The 15226-nt window shown below is 43.1% G+C and carries 19 protein-coding genes; 18 read left to right on the top strand and 1 reads right to left on the bottom strand.

The window, feature by feature from the left end:
* The 13 genes from acs to M0P91_RS10190 all read left to right on the top strand — a co-directional run bounded on the left by acs (position 1) and on the right by M0P91_RS10190 (position 7768).
* Positions 1-1959 carry an acetate--CoA ligase gene (gene acs / locus M0P91_RS10250; protein WP_295066848.1) on the top strand — a complete coding sequence of 653 codons (1959 nt, stop codon included), beginning with the start codon at positions 1-3 and terminating at the stop codon, positions 1957-1959.
* Between the two features lie 315 nt (positions 1960-2274).
* Entirely contained in the window at positions 2275-2469 is a 195-nt protein-coding gene (locus tag M0P91_RS10245; RefSeq protein WP_295066847.1) for a hypothetical protein, read from the top strand.
* Between the two features lie 119 nt (positions 2470-2588).
* Positions 2589-2861 carry a BrnT family toxin gene (locus tag M0P91_RS10240; RefSeq protein WP_295066845.1) on the top strand — a complete coding sequence of 91 codons (273 nt, stop codon included), beginning with the start codon at positions 2589-2591 and terminating at the stop codon, positions 2859-2861.
* Positions 2839-3066, top strand: coding sequence for a CopG family antitoxin (locus M0P91_RS10235; protein ID WP_295066844.1), 228 nt, complete (start codon positions 2839-2841; stop codon positions 3064-3066). The genes M0P91_RS10240 and M0P91_RS10235 overlap by 23 nt, the downstream gene beginning before the upstream one ends.
* 300 nt (positions 3067-3366) lie before the next feature.
* Positions 3367-3960, top strand: a complete 594-nt coding sequence (locus tag M0P91_RS10230; RefSeq protein WP_295066842.1) for a toll/interleukin-1 receptor domain-containing protein — start codon at positions 3367-3369, stop codon at positions 3958-3960.
* Positions 3961-3962: 2 nt separating this feature from the next.
* Positions 3963-4445, top strand: coding sequence for a hypothetical protein (locus M0P91_RS10225; RefSeq protein ID WP_295066841.1), 483 nt, complete (start codon positions 3963-3965; stop codon positions 4443-4445).
* Complete coding sequence (locus M0P91_RS10220; protein ID WP_295066840.1) at positions 4446-5021, top strand: TIR domain-containing protein; 576 nt, start codon at positions 4446-4448, stop codon at positions 5019-5021. It begins immediately after the preceding gene.
* A gap of 3 nt (positions 5022-5024) precedes the next feature.
* Positions 5025-5966 (top strand): toll/interleukin-1 receptor domain-containing protein, encoded by a 942-nt coding sequence (locus tag M0P91_RS10215; protein WP_295066839.1) that lies wholly within the window; start codon positions 5025-5027, stop codon positions 5964-5966.
* A 74-nt stretch (positions 5967-6040) separates the two neighbouring features.
* On the top strand, positions 6041-6379 hold the full coding sequence (locus M0P91_RS10210; RefSeq protein WP_295066838.1) for a DUF6516 family protein: 339 nt from the start codon (positions 6041-6043) through the stop codon (positions 6377-6379).
* A gap of 11 nt (positions 6380-6390) precedes the next feature.
* The gene (locus M0P91_RS10205) at positions 6391-6768 is read left to right on the top strand and encodes a MarR family transcriptional regulator (RefSeq protein WP_295066836.1); all 378 of its coding nucleotides are present in this window, start codon (positions 6391-6393) and stop codon (positions 6766-6768) included.
* Positions 6769-6896: 128 nt separating this feature from the next.
* Complete coding sequence (locus M0P91_RS10200; RefSeq protein ID WP_295066834.1) at positions 6897-7262, top strand: type II toxin-antitoxin system RelE/ParE family toxin; 366 nt, start codon at positions 6897-6899, stop codon at positions 7260-7262.
* Positions 7259-7432, top strand: a complete 174-nt coding sequence (locus tag M0P91_RS10195; RefSeq protein WP_295066832.1) for a hypothetical protein — start codon at positions 7259-7261, stop codon at positions 7430-7432. The genes M0P91_RS10200 and M0P91_RS10195 overlap by 4 nt, the downstream gene beginning before the upstream one ends.
* A gap of 177 nt (positions 7433-7609) precedes the next feature.
* Entirely contained in the window at positions 7610-7768 is a 159-nt protein-coding gene (locus M0P91_RS10190; RefSeq protein WP_295066830.1) for a hypothetical protein, read from the top strand.
* A 129-nt stretch (positions 7769-7897) separates the two neighbouring features.
* Here the strand turns inward: M0P91_RS10190 and M0P91_RS10185 are convergent, their stop codons facing one another.
* Positions 7898-8680, bottom strand: a complete 783-nt coding sequence (locus tag M0P91_RS10185) for a hypothetical protein (RefSeq protein WP_295066828.1) — start codon at positions 8678-8680, stop codon at positions 7898-7900.
* A 241-nt stretch (positions 8681-8921) separates the two neighbouring features.
* Here M0P91_RS10185 and M0P91_RS10180 point away from each other — a divergent pair, with 241 nt between their 5' ends.
* Genes M0P91_RS10180 through M0P91_RS10160 form a run of 5 tightly spaced genes read left to right on the top strand, consistent with a single transcriptional unit; the run spans position 8922 to position 15188 of the window.
* Positions 8922-9368: a chemotaxis protein CheW gene (locus M0P91_RS10180; RefSeq protein WP_295066826.1), complete on the top strand. Its 447-nt coding sequence runs from the start codon at positions 8922-8924 to the stop codon at positions 9366-9368.
* The gene (locus tag M0P91_RS10175) at positions 9368-10666 is read left to right on the top strand and encodes a CheR family methyltransferase (RefSeq protein WP_295066824.1); all 1299 of its coding nucleotides are present in this window, start codon (positions 9368-9370) and stop codon (positions 10664-10666) included. The genes M0P91_RS10180 and M0P91_RS10175 overlap by 1 nt, the downstream gene beginning before the upstream one ends.
* Entirely contained in the window at positions 10659-11198 is a 540-nt protein-coding gene (locus M0P91_RS10170; RefSeq protein WP_295066822.1) for a chemotaxis protein CheW, read from the top strand. Before M0P91_RS10175 ends, M0P91_RS10170 begins: the two co-directional genes overlap by 8 nt.
* Entirely contained in the window at positions 11188-12942 is a 1755-nt protein-coding gene (locus M0P91_RS10165; protein WP_295066821.1) for a methyl-accepting chemotaxis protein, read from the top strand. Before M0P91_RS10170 ends, M0P91_RS10165 begins: the two co-directional genes overlap by 11 nt.
* A 20-nt stretch (positions 12943-12962) precedes the next feature.
* Positions 12963-15188 (top strand): response regulator, encoded by a 2226-nt coding sequence (locus M0P91_RS10160; RefSeq protein ID WP_295066991.1) that lies wholly within the window; start codon positions 12963-12965, stop codon positions 15186-15188.
* The last annotated feature ends 38 nt before the right edge of the window (positions 15189-15226 follow it).

Here is a 15226-nt window from a genome sequence, read left to right as displayed (position 1 = left end):
ATGAGTGATATCGTAAAACCAACTTTTCAACCGAACCGCGAGTTTGCTAAAAATGCCCGCATTAAAAATATGTGCGAATACCATGATTTACAAACATGGGCCAATGAGGATTATGAAGGGTTTTGGGGCCATTTCGCCAATGAGAAAATCGACTGGTTCTCACCCTACACCCAAGTCCTCGATGAGAGCAACGCGCCGTTTTATAAATGGTTCGTGAACGGGAAACTCAATGTAGCCCACCAATGTATCGACCGTCATCTCAGCTCTCGTAAAAATAAAGCGGCGATCATTTTCGAAGGGGATCGCGGTGATAAACAAATCATTACCTACCTTGAGCTCTATTACAACGTCAATAAATTCGCCAATCTCCTTAAAAACGAGTTTCACGTCAAAAAAGGGGATCGCGTCGTCATCTACATGCCGATGATCCCTGAAGCAGCGTACGCGATGCTCGCCTGTGCCCGTATCGGTGCGATCCACTCGATCGTATTTGGCGGATTCTCGTCCGAAGCGCTCAAAGACCGTATCGAAGACGCAGCGGCGAAAGTGGTCATTACCGCCGACGGTGCATTTCGTAAAGATAAACCGTACATGCTCAAACCGGTAGTCGATCAGGCGATTGATGAAAAATCTCCGGTTGAGAAGGTCCTCGTGGTCGAGCGTAATAACGAAGATATCACATGGGTAGCGGGACGCGACTATTCGTACAACGAACTCATCAAAAACCAGTCAAGCATTTGTGAAGCCGAAGTGATGGACGCCGAAGATCCGTTATTCCTCCTCTACACCTCAGGCTCTACCGGAAAACCGAAAGGGGTTCAGCACAACTGCGCGGGATACATCCTCTGGGCGCAAATGACGATGGAATGGGTATTCGACGTCAAAGAGAACGACACCTACTGGTGTACGGCAGACGTCGGCTGGATTACCGGACACACCTATATCGTTTACGGACCGCTTGCGATGGGTGCGACGACGGTAATGTTCGAGGGGGTACCGACTTATCCCGATGCAGGACGTCCGTGGAAAATGGTGGAAGAGTACAAAATAAACCAATTTTACACCGCTCCGACCGCAATCCGCGTATTACACAAAATGGGTGAAGATGAGCCGGCAAAATACGATCTTAGCAGCCTAAAAGTTCTCGGAACTGTCGGTGAGCCGATCGACCCTCCGGCATGGAAATGGTACTATGAGGCAGTCGGCGGAAGCAAATGCGCGATCGTCGATACCTACTGGCAAACGGAAACAGGGGGACATATCGTCTCTCCATTGCCGGGTGCGACTCCGATCAAACCGGCGTGCGCGACCTTCCCCCTTCCGGGTATCATCGCTGAGATCCTTGACCCTCAAACGGGTGAAAAAGTACCGGCAGGCGAGGGAGGATACATGTGTGTAACCCGTCCTTGGCCGTCTATGATTCGCGGAATCTGGGGCGATCCTGAGCGATTTGTAAAATCGTATTTCGGCGATGTCAAAAAAGAGGGACAGCCGGTCTACTTCACCGGTGACGGTGCAATCTACGACGAAGAGGGATACATCACGATCACGGGTCGTACCGATGACGTTATCAACGTCTCAGGTCACCGTATGGGAACCGCCGAAGTGGAAGCGGCATGTAAAAAACACCCGAACGTCGCCGAAGTCGCCGTTGTCGGTAAACCGCATGACATCAAAGGTGAGGGAATTTTCGCCTACATCGTCCTCAAAGGCGACGACACCGTCGGTGAAGAGATGGAGATGGTCAAAGAGATCAACAAAGTGATCATGAAAGAGATCGGTAACATCGCTATCTGTGATGACATCGTTTTCGTACCGGGCTTGCCGAAAACCCGTTCGGGCAAAATCATGCGCCGAATACTACGCTCTATCGCCAAAGGCGAAGCGATCACGCAGGATATCTCGACTCTCGAAGACCCGAGTATCGTTGCGACGATCGAAGCGAAAGTAAAAGGGTAAGTTTTACAATAGTAAAAAATATGCTATAATTTTTTTGCTAGTACGACTTTTCATTCGTTTGATGGAGCGGCAAGAGGCTGAGGGAGTAATTACCCCTCGGCCTTTTTTTTTGCCCTCCAAAAAACGAATGAAGGGGGTCTTTATGGATAAGTACGTACTAGCACTACTACTTGTGTGCCTTTTCGCACCTATGCTCAATTGAGTGTAGCCAAGGGGTTTACGCCCCTTGCCCCCCCTATAAAAATATTTCTAAATCATTTTTTCTACCTTTTGATATACTGTTGTAATAGCGTACATTGATGTAGGAGAGATAGAATGCAATCAATAATCCTTAATTTTCAAAACCCGCAATTATTTGAGAAAGTTTTATGGCTTTTAAAGCATTTCGAAGAAGATGGGCTTGAAATTGTGGTGGAAGATGAAACCACAAAAGAGTTCTGCAAACTTTCCGAAAAAAGCCTAAACAACGTATGGGATAATGCCGAAGACAGTGAATATGACCGATTATGATGTGGTCGTCGTTAAATTAAAATAATTCTGAATTGTGTTTACTCTTTCCCGTCATTCCCGACTTGATCGGGAATCCATTTCCTAACTCATTTTATTTTTAAATTTGGTATACTATTGGTATGAAATTTGAATATGATAGCAACAAAAGTGATGCGAATAAAGCAAAACATGGCATTGACTTCGATGAAGCTCAAGCATTATGGCATGATGAAAATTTGCTTGAAGCTCCTTTGAGTTTTTCCGAAGAAAAGCGTTTTATCTGTATTGGAAAAATCGGGAAAAAACACTGGTCTGCTGTCATCACGTATCGGTCAGAAATGATCCGAATTATTTCCGTGAGAAGATCACGAGATGTGGAGGTAGAATATTATGAAAACAGTTCAAGAGTTTGATGAAGCATTTGACAACGGTGAGGATATATCCGAGTTTGTAGATTGGTCGGCATCACGCCGTCCTAATTTGGAGCAAAAACGGGTGAATCTCGATTTGCCTGTATGGATGATTGAGAGACTCGATTATGAGGCGAAACGGCTCGGAGTTGCTCGTCAAGCAATTATGAAGATGTTTTTGGCGCAACATTTGGAAAAAGCGGGGTAAGGTTGTATCCGTTCGCCCTGAGCCAGTCGAAGGGTGAACTTTCTCTCCCGTCATTCCGTACTTGATGCGGAATCCATCCCCTAAAAATATTTGCTTTTTCTACCATTTTCAGCTATTCTATTTATACAAAATAAAACGGGATAATGAGAAAATTGATGTCTAATACCAAACTCATATCCACAAGTCAACTTGCCAAGAATCTTTCCAATCTTCAAATGTATAAAAATATCCGATGATGTCCTTCCGAAGATGCTTTTGAAGTTTGGGGTGCAGACGTATTAAAATAGTAGAGGATGTATCATGGCACTATTTTCATATAGTGAGTTAAGTAGGATTCCGTCAAATGAGGCATTTGATTCAAGTTTAAATAGTACTATAATAAAAAATGCTACATCGGTATCTGTGCATCAAAATGATAAGTTCGATATATTTTTGTCTCATAGTTATTCAGATAAAGATATTATCCCTCAGCTAAAAAAACAGCTTGAATCACTTGGATATAGTGTTTATGTTGATTGGATAACTGATAGGTTTTTAAGTAGAGAACAAGTCAATAAAGCAACTGCTGAAGTTTTACAAAAAAGAATGAAACAATCAAAATGTCTATTATTTGCAACATCTGAAAATTCAACAAATTCTAAATGGATGCCTTGGGAGCTTGGATATTTTGATGGCATTAAAAGTAAAATGGTTGGAATTTTACCTTTGAAAAAAGATAATAATGGGTTTAATGAAGATTTCAGGGGACAAGAATACTTAGGGCTATATTTTTACATTGACAAAGCCAAAATTAGTGGAGGCATCAAGGAAGCCTTATTTGTTAATGAAAATAGTAAAAAATATGTTAGGTTTGATTCTTGGCTTATGGGGAATCAACCAACACAAAGGAATTAGGAATGGCTGATATAAATATTGAAGATAATCGATTAAAACTTTTTATTGAAGAAGTCAAAAATATTCAAGATATTGTCAAACGAATGGCGGCAAATTCTTTTAATGTTAAAACTTGGGCAATTACATTAGTCGCAGGAACGTTACTGCTTAAAGGAAGCGATAAACATTTCTTTATTGCATTTATACCTCTTTTTGCTTTTTGGTATTTAGATGCATATTATTTAAGACAAGAGCGATTGTTCAGAAAAGTTTATGATTGGATTATTTCATATAGACCTAATAATGATGATCAAATTTTTAATGTAAATCCCATGCGCTTTGATAATCAAGTCAAATCAATCTTTCAAATAATGTATTCAGTAAGTTTATTGCCATTTTATGGAGGCATATTCCTTGCCATCTTGGGGTACATTGTAGTGAGTAAATGGATGTCAATTCTTACACTTTTTAAATGTATTAGTATATGTTATCTTGGTGGTCATTAAATGGCAAAGCGTGTATTTTTTAGTTTTCATTATCAGGATGTTATTGATTTTAGAGCAAATGTTGTCAGAAATCATTGGGTTACTAAAGAACATCGTGATGCTGCAGGATTTTATGATGCTTCAATATGGGAAAAAGCAAAAAAAGAAGGCGATATTGCTATTAAAAGATTGATAAATCAGGGTTTGGAAAATACATCAAATACTTGTGTCTTGATAGGGACAGAAACACATTCTAGACCATGGGTAAGATATGAAATCTTAAAAAGTTTAAAACGAGGTAATCATATTTTTGGTGTGCATATAAACTCAATAAAATGTAAAAAAGGCATTATGAAATCGCTTGCTAAAAATCCTTTAGATTCTGTTGGTGTTTATGCAGAAGATAATTCTTCATACAGTTTGATTGAACATAATGGTAAGGAATGGATATATTATAAAAGCATTGATGGAACGGAAAAGGTAAATGTAAAACATTCATTAGTATTGAAAAAAATATTGCCGCTATCACATTTTTTTAATGTGTATGATTGGGATAAAGGTGATGGATATAATAATTTTGCAGACTGGGTAAAGTGATAGATGAGACCTATTGAACGAGTAAATTTGATTGGGAAAATAGCAAATATGCTTCAACAGGATATGACATATTCAAGAATAGACGCATATTTACCAGCTTTTGGCATAGCGTGTCCAGATCATCATTTTGATATAAATTTTAGTAAACGATTATATGTTGAAAAGTTGCTTTCTGATCAGTCAGATGAAGTTATTCTAAAAATAGCAGACGATTTAGAGTTAGATCATTCAGAACGGGCAAAGGTAAATATAATTCCTACTTTTTGGAAGCAAGGTTATTTCAAACTATTTATCAGTCATGTTGCAAAATTTAAAGAAAAAGCATCGGAATTACAAAATTCGCTTAAAATTTATGGAATATCTTCTTTTGTTGCGCATTCTGATATTGAACCAAGTCGTGAATGGCTTGATGAAATTGAAAAAGCTTTACATACTATGGACGCTTTGACTGCTATTTTATTAGATGGTTTTAAAGAAAGTAGTTGGTGTGATCAAGAGGTGGGATTTGCAGTAGGTAAAAGTGTTTTAATTATACCGATTAAAAAGGATTTAGACCCTTACGGATTTATTGGTAAATATCAATCTATTCATGCAGATGGGAAAAAAAGTGTTGCAGATATTGCAAAAGAAGTGTTTATTACTATTGTAAAAAATCCTAAAACTAGTAACCAGATACTTACTATATTCACAAATTTAATAAGTAACTCAACACATGAGGAAACAGCATTAAAGCAATTAAATATATTAAATGAGTTAGAAATTATTCCTAAAGAAATTCTTACTCAGATGGCAGAACAAATTAAAAATAATAGTGTTTTGGCAAAATCAATTAAATTTATGGATGAAACAAAAATATTGTTAAAAAAATATGAAATATATACTTTAGAATACAAAGAATTTACATTGCCTTCGATTGATATTGATGAAGATGAAATTCCATTTTAATTGTTATTGCAATAGGATAATCGTAAATGAGTATAAAATATGTTATCATTAGATGATAACTAACTGGAGTCTGTGTGGGTGATTTAGAAAACCTCCTTTTGTTAGACGGTGAGATATTTCCGATGGATAACGGATATTGGGTAAAGTTTGAAGCCAAAACGGTGGAAACGAGCGAGACGATTCCTCACGGTGTCCGCTACTCCCTGACGTTACACGATAAGAGTAATCATCGCCTCATCGGATATGACAACGCCCACAGCTTCAAACCGAGTAGTTTCCGTTACGGCGCACGTAAAACGACATGGGATCATATTCATAAAAAAGAAGAGACTTTTCCCTATGAGTTTGATTGCGCAGGGAAACTGATGGAAGATTTTTGGAACAGCGTCAATTATTATTTGGCGAATCATTAGAGGAGAAAAAGATGGAATCTAAAATGTTATACGTCGGAATTTTGAGTAAAGCCGATTATATAAAGCGTACTATTGCCATCGCAAAAGGGGAATATAAACCTAAAGAAGATGAACCGAAAGTATGGTTTGAATCCATTAAATCGCTGGCGCAGGTACTTAGCAATGAAAATCAAGAGCTTCTAAAAACCATTGCCGAAAAAAATCCGCAGTCACTTACGGAACTCGAAGAGATGACAGGTCGTAAAAAATCAAATTTATCCCGTACCCTCAAAACACTCGAACGTTATGGAATCGTTGTGTTAGAAAAAGATAAAAATATGGTGATCCCAAAAGTGCAAGCAACCGATTTTCGGGTGGAGTTTGGATTTGGCGGAACAGTAGCCGCATAGATTAACGAAACGCTTTATCAAAACTGGATTCCGTATCAAGTACGGAATGACGATTCATTTGCCAAAATTAAAATGAAAGCAAAATAATTAGGATAGAATATATTTCAACATTTTAAGATGAGGTTTCTTTGCCGAATAAATATAAGGTTCAGTTTGTAGAGCTTGAAAATGGTCATCAACCATTTTTAGAATTTATTGATTCATTAAGTGAAGAAGTGCAGGCTGAAATTTTTGCCACGATTGACGATTTTATCCACAAGAAAAATAATTCTTTGAAAATCAAAGAAAATCTTTCTAAGGCATTGGAAGATGGAATTTTTGAGCTTAGAACAACATTTGCAGATGGAATTGCACGTACACTTTACTTTTACGTTAGTGGAAAGCGTGTTATAATTACACATGGATTTATAAAAAAATCGCAAAAGACTCCGCGAAGAGAAATAGACCGCGCAAAAGCGCTTCGTTCAGCTCATACAGAAAAGGAGAGCACATGACGAATTACGAACAATTAAAAGCAAAAAAAATGGAAAGCACTACATTTAAAAGATTTTATGATCTTGCTATGGGGCGAAAAAAACGAGGACTTACTGTTTCAAATAGAAAAGTAGGGCGTGTTTTGACTCCTAAAAATCCCCCTCTCTCTGATCAGCTCAAAGCTGTCTAATTCTTATCTGTTAGCATCACTTTGTTGGTGCTAATTTCTAATTTTTCTATTTTTGTGAGCCCGAAAGTATGGTTTGAATCGATCAAATCGCTGGCGCAGGTACTCAGCAATGAAAATCAAGAGCTTTTAAAAACCATTGCCGAAAAAAATCCGTAGTCACTTACGGAACTCGAAGCAATGACGGGTCGTAAAAAATCAAATCTCTCCCGTACCCTCAAAACACTGGAACGTTACGGAATCGTCGTGTTGGAAAAAGAAAAAAATACGGTGATTCCAAAAGTGCAGGCGACTGATTTTCGGGTTGAGTTTGGATTTAGCGGTACGGTAGCCGCGTAAAACGGGATTTCCAAAGGAAACAGGGCTTTTAAAACCCTCGATCTTTAAAGCTTCCGTTGCGATTATCGAACGAGAGGTTGTCTTGAGAGGGTTGGATGAGATGTGATGTTTTGAGCTTCGAAGACCCCATCACTCCGAAAGATGTCGTTTGATATTGGTCGGCATTCGGTAACTGGAAAAATCGGTCAAATCTGAAAAGGCGCATTGTATACCGATCGTCAAATTGCTTATGTCGCTATTAAAATTGTTGTTGTAATTTGAGTAGAGATAACCGTAGTCAAAACTAATATGATTGGAATGACCGTTTTTTGCATAGCGATAACCAAACCCTAATCGGACATTGTTCATAGGGTAATAATTGAGTGTTCCCGAATACATGTTCTTGTCCGCAAAATTTTGAAATACACGGTCAAATGCTATGGAGGTGTCTACCGTTCCGATCGTACTTTCCCAGCGTTTAATGGCATGTCCGCCTATTAGTTTAACCGTTTCATCCTCGATATCGGTGCTGGCATCATATTTAATTACGCGTCCTCCAGCTTCGACATACAAATCATCCTGAACCATGTATCCGGTGGTTAATAGAGCAGAATAGGCAATAAACCGTGCGGTAGAAAATTGTTGGGAGGTATAATCTCCTCCTGTTTTAACAAACCATTTTCTATCGTGCATAGGGTCGAATTTATAACGAACGGATGTACCGAAATAACCGGAGGCACCGCTTACTGAGAGCTTTACGCTTTCCGTGTCGTAAAAAAGAGTGTAATCATTTCGATGATTATCGCTGATATAGTTGGAGTTGTGTGTTTGAGATAACGATATTAGGCTATCTCTTGAAGAGATAGTATCCGCCTGAGCACTAAAGGCACCGAAGAGAATAAAGGGCGCGAAAAGGGGAAAGAAGGCTTTCATATTTTTCCTTAAGCAATGGATTGCGATAGTATATATTGTATTTTATTATTATAAAATTATTTTAATGCTTAAAATGTTTTTTTTCGATTTAAAATATAACATTTTCAGGCTACTTCTTCGCACATGGTTCAAACAAAGTGCGTAAAGTCGGTTAACTATTTTTGTTTATTAAAATCTCTTTATATTGTTTTAAATCATCATAAACGATAATGATGCTTTATCTCGTATAAAAAGGGTGCTTATGGTTTTGCATGTATTGGTATTTTCCTGCGAAAATAATACGTATGCATTACCTCTGGAGAGTGTAGAGCGGGTATTACGGGCATTGGAAATAACCGCTATACCGGAATCACCCCCCGTTTTAGCGGGGGTATTTGACCTGCACGGTCATACTATCCCCGTAATTTCTCTGCGACATCTCCTCTCTCTCCCGGCAAAAAACATGGAACTCGAAGATGCCCTTATGATCGTCAATGTTCATGCCCATCAGACCGCCTTGCTGAGCGATCATGTTATCGGTGTATTTGAATTGGAACGGGAGAAGATTTCGGAAACGCCGGAGCTTTTTGACGCGTTGGTTATGACCCCTCTGGTGCGATGGGAAGAGAGACTGATCCCTCTGCTGGACATCGATAGATTGATTGATCAAGAGATCCTCCATCTGCACGCTCAGGAGGAAAATTCATAATGAAAATGGTTGATCCCTCTTTTCCTTGGATTTCGAGTGAGCGGGTAGAGACATTTTTATACCAAAATCTGGGCTGGAAGATAGAGATCGACCCGCTTGTATTCGGGTCAAAACTCGATCGGGTAAGGGGTGAATTGGGATGCACCTCTTTAGAGCACTGTCTCCAGTTGCTTGAATATCACGGTAACGATAGGCGGGTAATAGAGGCATTTGCCCGAGAATTTAGTGTGGGGGAGAGCTATTTTTTCCGAGATACCCGTTTTTTTGACCAACTCGAACACCATATCCTACCTCGGATTATCGCTAAAAACGGGTATACCCTATCGGTGTGGTCGGTAGGGTGCAGTCGCGGGGAAGAGCTTTATTCGGTGGCGATGGTGTTGCGAAGGGTGATTGCGGATATCGATCGGTGGAATATCTACCTTCTGGGTACCGATGTCAACCCGGATGTTCTGGAACGGGCGGAGCAGGGAGTTTTTGACACGTGGTCACTGCGGCAGACCCCTCAACGGTTTAGGGATTTTTTTAAACCTCACGGCAGGATGTATACGATTGATCCGGCAATCCGAAAAATGGTCCATTTCCGTTATCATAATTTTGGGAAAGACCCTTTACCCGCATTGCCCCCTTATGGGGGTGGCTTCGATCTGATTTTATTGAACAATGTCCTGATCTATTTTGAGCCGAACCAAGCTAAAAAGGCGGTGGATACCCTTGTTCCGTTTATCAAAGAGGGGGGATGGCTGGCAACGACACCGGCGGAATACGGTATGGGGGTGTTCGATTTCCCTCATACGAAATCCCTACCGGACGGATATTTATTGGAAAAAAAGGGAGAGTATCAGGATGAGAGCTTTTTGCGAATGCGGTTTGAACCTGTTTCGGCATCGGCAGACGGTGTGGAAAATGGGGGAAGTCTCTTTGCATTGAGGGACAATGTTGACGTACCGCAGCCGGTTACAATGGATGAGCCTTATACCCCGTACCCGAACATAGAGCAGGCGGATACCTATTATCATCATGCACTGGCGATGCTGGACGCGGGGGATAAAGGACGTGCCAAAGCGCTTTTGCGTCGTTCCCTCTATCTGGATAGAGGGATGGTGATGGCACATGTGGTTCTTGGAAATATCTTGACAAAAGAGGGGCAGTCGGAGGCGGGGGCGAAAGAGATTGCCCGGGCAAAAGCGCTGCTGCAGCAAATGGAGGGGGAGGAAGAGGTGGCCCTCTCCGATGGGGTCCGGGCATCGGATTTACTCACCATGCTCAATGCCATAAAGGGGGATAAGGGTGAATAATACAAACGCAATTCTCAGAGAAAGAGCCCTCAAAGCCGCAAAAAGGGTGGAGAGTACGGAGAATGAACACGTAAGGGAGGTGGTCTCTTTTAGGCTGGGGAATGAGCTCTATTGTATCGAGGCAGAAGCGATCAGTGAAGTGTGCCCGTTTTCACAGCCTACGCCGCTCCCCCATGTCCCTTGGTACATACTGGGAATCGTGCACATGCGCGGGAGGTTTGTTTCCATCGTGAATCTCAAAAGTTTTTTGGGGATAGGAAACGACGATCTCTCACGCACCGTTTTGCTCCTCAGTGATGGGGAGATGGAGTTTGGTGTAAGTGTTGATGAGGTGGTCGACGAATTGAGAATCTCTGAAAAGTCGATCCGGATGATCCCTTCGGGATTTAATCTCCCGAGGTCTGATTTTATTCTCGGGGTAAACGAAGCGGGGCTGATTGTGTTGAGCGGTAAAAAGCTCCTGTCCGATCCGGACATGCGGGTACATCAAGAGGTCGTAACGACGTATAAAGGGAGAGAAAATGTTCAATAGCTTAAGCTTGAAACAGAAAATATTGGCAGGGGGGCTTTTTCCTCTCATTTTGGTGGGGATCGTCAACCTGATCGGATTGATAAATTTTAACGGCGTGGTGGAGAGTTATGATCAGGTAGAGCATACGTATCAGGTCACTGAGATGGGGAGCGATATTGAAAAGGCTGCTTTTAATATGGAGGCCGGAGAGAGAGGATATCTGCTGACGGGGAATGAGAGCTATCTGGAGCCCTACATCGAGGGGAGTCAAAAATATCAGGAGCTGTTTAAAGAGTTAAAGCAGATGACGAAGGACAAGGAGGCGCTTGACGCTCTGGCGGAGGGGGAGAAAGAATTGGATCACTGGAAAGCCGTTATAGACCCCCATATCCAAAAACGGAGAGATTTGGCCCGTTCACCGGATGTCAATAATATTATGAGTGCTTTGGTCGGACAACGACAAGGGAAAGAACATTTTGATGCGTTTCGTGTGCAGATGAAACTGTTCGATACAAAAGAAAAGGCGCTTCTCGAAAGCCGGATTACGGATGCGGATAATGTAACCCATATGACGAATAACGTCATTGTGTTCGGGACGGCGATCTCCCTCTTCTTAGCGGTTATGATTGCCGTTTACATTGTCAAAATCATTATTACACCGATCACCATTATTAGAGATGCCGCCATGCGGATCAGTAAAGGGGAGACGGAGGTAGCGATTGATGTGGAGAGCCGTGATGAGCTGGGGGAGATGGCAAAAGTTTTTAAAGTGATGATTGAGAGTTTGAACAATTTTTCGGTGATTGCCCACAAAATCGGGCAGGGAGATCTGAACGTCACGGTGCTGAAGCGTTCCGAAAACGATATTTTGGGGAAGGCATTGGAAAATATGCTCATCAATCTTAATACGATTATGATGGAGCTCAAAGAGAGTGTTTTCGCCCTCAACAGTGCCGCGAGTGAGATTCTCGCAACGACGTCACAGGTCTCTTCGAGTGCCAGCCAGACCTTCTCTGCGGTTGCGCAGACCTCTGCCTCCGTCGAAGAGATCAAGCAGACGGCGAAGGTGAGCAGTGCCAAAGCGGTTCAGACGGCAGAGAGTACGACCAGAGCGATGGAGATCGCCAAGAGCGGAACCGAAGGGTTGAATGAAAACATGAAAGGGCTCAACCAGATCAAAGAGAAGATGGATCTGATCGCCTCCAATATCATCCAGCTAAGCGACCAGAGCCAGCAGATCGGCGAAATAACGGGCACGGTCGAAGATATCGCCAATCAGGCCAATATGCTGGCCGTAAACGCCTCCATCGAAGCGGTCAAAGCGGGAGAACAGGGGAAAGGATTTTCCGTCGTAGCTCTGGAGCTTAAAAATCTGGCCGAACAATCCAAGCAGGGGATGAAGCAGGTCCAAAAAATCCTTTTTGATATCCAAAAAGTGACCGCTACGCTGGTGATGGTTGCCGAACAGGGGTCAAAAGCGGTTGAAAACGGTGTTGTGCAGGCACAAAATGCCAAAATATCGATGGATCAGCTCAACGCCAGCGTTTTCAATGCGGCCAATGCCGGCAAACAGATCGCGGCGTCGTATGAGCAGGAGCTTGCCGGTATGGATCAGATCTCCGGGGCCATGAGCAGTATCAAAGAGGCGACTGCCCAAAATCTCAGCAGTACCAAACAAGTAGAGCTCTCGGCGCGGGATCTGAGTGCTCTGAGCCAGAAACTCAAAGAGGTGATGGACCATTACACCATTGCCGATACGAAATGAGGTAGGGACCTGTGACGGAGATGCAAAACGAAGCGTTTCACAAAAGGCTTCTGGAGACCTTTGCCGTAGAGGCAAAAGAACACATTGATGCCCTCTCCAATGGTCTTATCCAACTCAAAAACAGTGACTCAGCGTCGTCTCAAAACGTGGTTGAGTCCCTTTTTCGGGAAGCGCACAGTTTCAAAGGGGCCTCCCGTGCGGTAGAGATACCGGAGATAGAGGAGGTGTGCAAAGTATTGGAAGAGGTCTTTAGCCGTTACAAACACTCTGCCCTCCCGATACCGGAGCCTTTGGTCGAAACAATGCTGGAGGTGGGTGATCTTCTGGGAATTCTTGCCGTCTCCGATGAAGCGAATCGGAGAGAATTAAAACCGCGCGTTCAGACAATGATCCAGATTCTCCATACCCAATTGGAAGCCGGCAGCTTCGAAACAGCGGATACGGACTCTCCTTCTGCCGAAGCGGTCGCCCCCATAAAAGCTGCCCTTGCCGAGGAGAGGGGAATATCCTCTTTGCCTCAGAAGAGATATGCGGCGGCAGCGGATGAGCCGAATACGCGTTTAAAAGAGTCGCACATTTCAGAAACCATCCGTATACCGGTCCAAAAACTCAATGCCATCATGCGCCAGAGCGAAGAGATGCTTTTTGCCAAAATAGCCTCAAGGCGTCATGCCGAGGAGTTGCAAAGGATCATGGAGGGGGTGGGAGAGCTGAGAAAAAAAAAGAACGATCTTCATGCGATGGGCGAGGGGCTGCGGGCGATAGAATCGACACTCCTCAAAGCATTCAAGCAGGCAAAAGGGGATGCGCGGGAGATAGAGATGATGGTGGAACGTTTGGCGGAAGAGATGAAAGAGGCCCTCATGCTCCCCTTTTCCACCCTATTTTATCCCCTTCCGAAAATGGTCCATGATATGGCAAAAAGTGTGGGAAAAGAGGTTGCGTTTCAGGTAGTCGGAGGGGATATCGAGATCGACAGACGGATATTGGAGGAGATGCATACCCCTTTGCTTCACCTCTTGCGCAATGCGGTCGATCACGGGATAGAGAGTCCCGAAGAGCGGATGCAAAAAGGGAAAAATAGGGCGGGTAGCGTGACGCTGACCCTCACGCAACGAAGCGGCTCCAAAGTCGAATTGTCGGTTCGCGATGACGGAAGGGGGATTGATGGTGAACAAATCGCCCTCTCTGCTGTTAACAAAGGGCTTCTCCGCCAGGAGGAGATTGAGGTTTTGGAGAACGAAGATCTCCTGAATCTTATCTTCGAATCGGGGATATCGACTGCCCGGGTAGTGACCGATTTATCGGGGCGGGGGCTTGGATTGGCGATTGTTCAGGAGAAGGCCGAAAAACTCGGCGGTCAGGTGCGTGTGCAGACTCTCAAAGAGGGGGGGAGCGAATTTACGATTTTTCTCCCTTTGAGTATGGCCACTTTTAGAGGGGTGGTGACTTCGTTAAACGGGCAAAAGTTTGTTTTTCCGAGTGAACACATCGTCCGCGTCCTCCGGGAAGAGTGTCAAAAAATTCAAAATGTTGAAAGTAAAGAGATGCTCCTCATCGATCACCATGTCGTTCCGCTGTATTCGCTCTATACCCTGCTGGAGTGGCCTGTCTCTCAAAACGGCTCCTCCGCCGTATCGGCCGTTGTGATCGGATCGGCGAATGAGATGATGGCCATCCGTGTGGACGCCATTGAGGTCGAAGATGAGGTGATGGTCAAAAGTCTGGGCAAACAGCTCTCCCGGGTAAAAAACATAGCCGCAGCGGCATTGCTCTCTTCGGATACGGTGGCATTGATCCTTAACGTCTCCGATCTTTTCAAGTCTGCCGGGATGGTTGTCCCCGCCCATACGGCACCGAAAAAAGAGGCGATAAAACAAAAAAGGAGGCTGCTGATAGCGGATGATTCTCCGACTACGAGAGCCTTGCTCCAAAATATTATGGAGATGGTCGGATATGACGTTGTGGCGGCGGTTGACGGATTGGATGCGTATGAAAAACTCAAACAAGCCACTTTTGATCTGGTCGTTTCGGATGTGGATATGCCCCGTATGAACGGGTTTGAATTGACCGAATCGATACGCTCCGATGGACAGCTTTCTGAACTTCCGGTTGTCCTTGTAACGTCGTTGGAATCGGCAGAAGACAGAGGAAAAGGGATGCATGCGGGGGCCAACGCCTACATCGTGAAAAGTACGTTCGATCAGAACAATTTGATCGAAACGATTCAGTGGCTGATCGGATAATAAATGACTGACCTTACGCACCTTTTTCAAAGGGCGAA

Source organism: Sulfuricurvum sp. (assembly GCF_023229695.1).
Classification (GTDB): Bacteria; Campylobacterota; Campylobacteria; order Campylobacterales; family Sulfurimonadaceae; genus Sulfuricurvum.
This window is presented reverse-complemented; position numbering and strand designations above follow the sequence as displayed.

Coding starts and splice junctions, on each gene's coding strand:
- acs (WP_295066848.1), top strand. CDS start 1: ATGAGTGATATCGTAAAACCAACTTTTCAACCGAACCGCGAGTTTGCT.
- M0P91_RS10245 (WP_295066847.1), top strand. CDS start 2,275: ATGCAATCAATAATCCTTAATTTTCAAAACCCGCAATTATTTGAGAAA.
- M0P91_RS10240 (WP_295066845.1), top strand. CDS start 2,589: ATGAAATTTGAATATGATAGCAACAAAAGTGATGCGAATAAAGCAAAA.
- M0P91_RS10235 (WP_295066844.1), top strand. CDS start 2,839: ATGAAAACAGTTCAAGAGTTTGATGAAGCATTTGACAACGGTGAGGAT.
- M0P91_RS10230 (WP_295066842.1), top strand. CDS start 3,367: ATGGCACTATTTTCATATAGTGAGTTAAGTAGGATTCCGTCAAATGAG.
- M0P91_RS10225 (WP_295066841.1), top strand. CDS start 3,963: ATGGCTGATATAAATATTGAAGATAATCGATTAAAACTTTTTATTGAA.
- M0P91_RS10220 (WP_295066840.1), top strand. CDS start 4,446: ATGGCAAAGCGTGTATTTTTTAGTTTTCATTATCAGGATGTTATTGAT.
- M0P91_RS10215 (WP_295066839.1), top strand. CDS start 5,025: ATGAGACCTATTGAACGAGTAAATTTGATTGGGAAAATAGCAAATATG.
- M0P91_RS10205 (WP_295066836.1), top strand. CDS start 6,391: ATGGAATCTAAAATGTTATACGTCGGAATTTTGAGTAAAGCCGATTAT.
- M0P91_RS10195 (WP_295066832.1), top strand. CDS start 7,259: ATGACGAATTACGAACAATTAAAAGCAAAAAAAATGGAAAGCACTACA.
- M0P91_RS10190 (WP_295066830.1), top strand. CDS start 7,610: ATGACGGGTCGTAAAAAATCAAATCTCTCCCGTACCCTCAAAACACTG.
- M0P91_RS10185 (WP_295066828.1), bottom strand. CDS start 8,680: ATGAAAGCCTTCTTTCCCCTTTTCGCGCCCTTTATTCTCTTCGGTGCC.
- M0P91_RS10180 (WP_295066826.1), top strand. CDS start 8,922: ATGGTTTTGCATGTATTGGTATTTTCCTGCGAAAATAATACGTATGCA.
- M0P91_RS10175 (WP_295066824.1), top strand. CDS start 9,368: ATGAAAATGGTTGATCCCTCTTTTCCTTGGATTTCGAGTGAGCGGGTA.
- M0P91_RS10165 (WP_295066821.1), top strand. CDS start 11,188: ATGTTCAATAGCTTAAGCTTGAAACAGAAAATATTGGCAGGGGGGCTT.
- M0P91_RS10160 (WP_295066991.1), top strand. CDS start 12,963: ATGCAAAACGAAGCGTTTCACAAAAGGCTTCTGGAGACCTTTGCCGTA.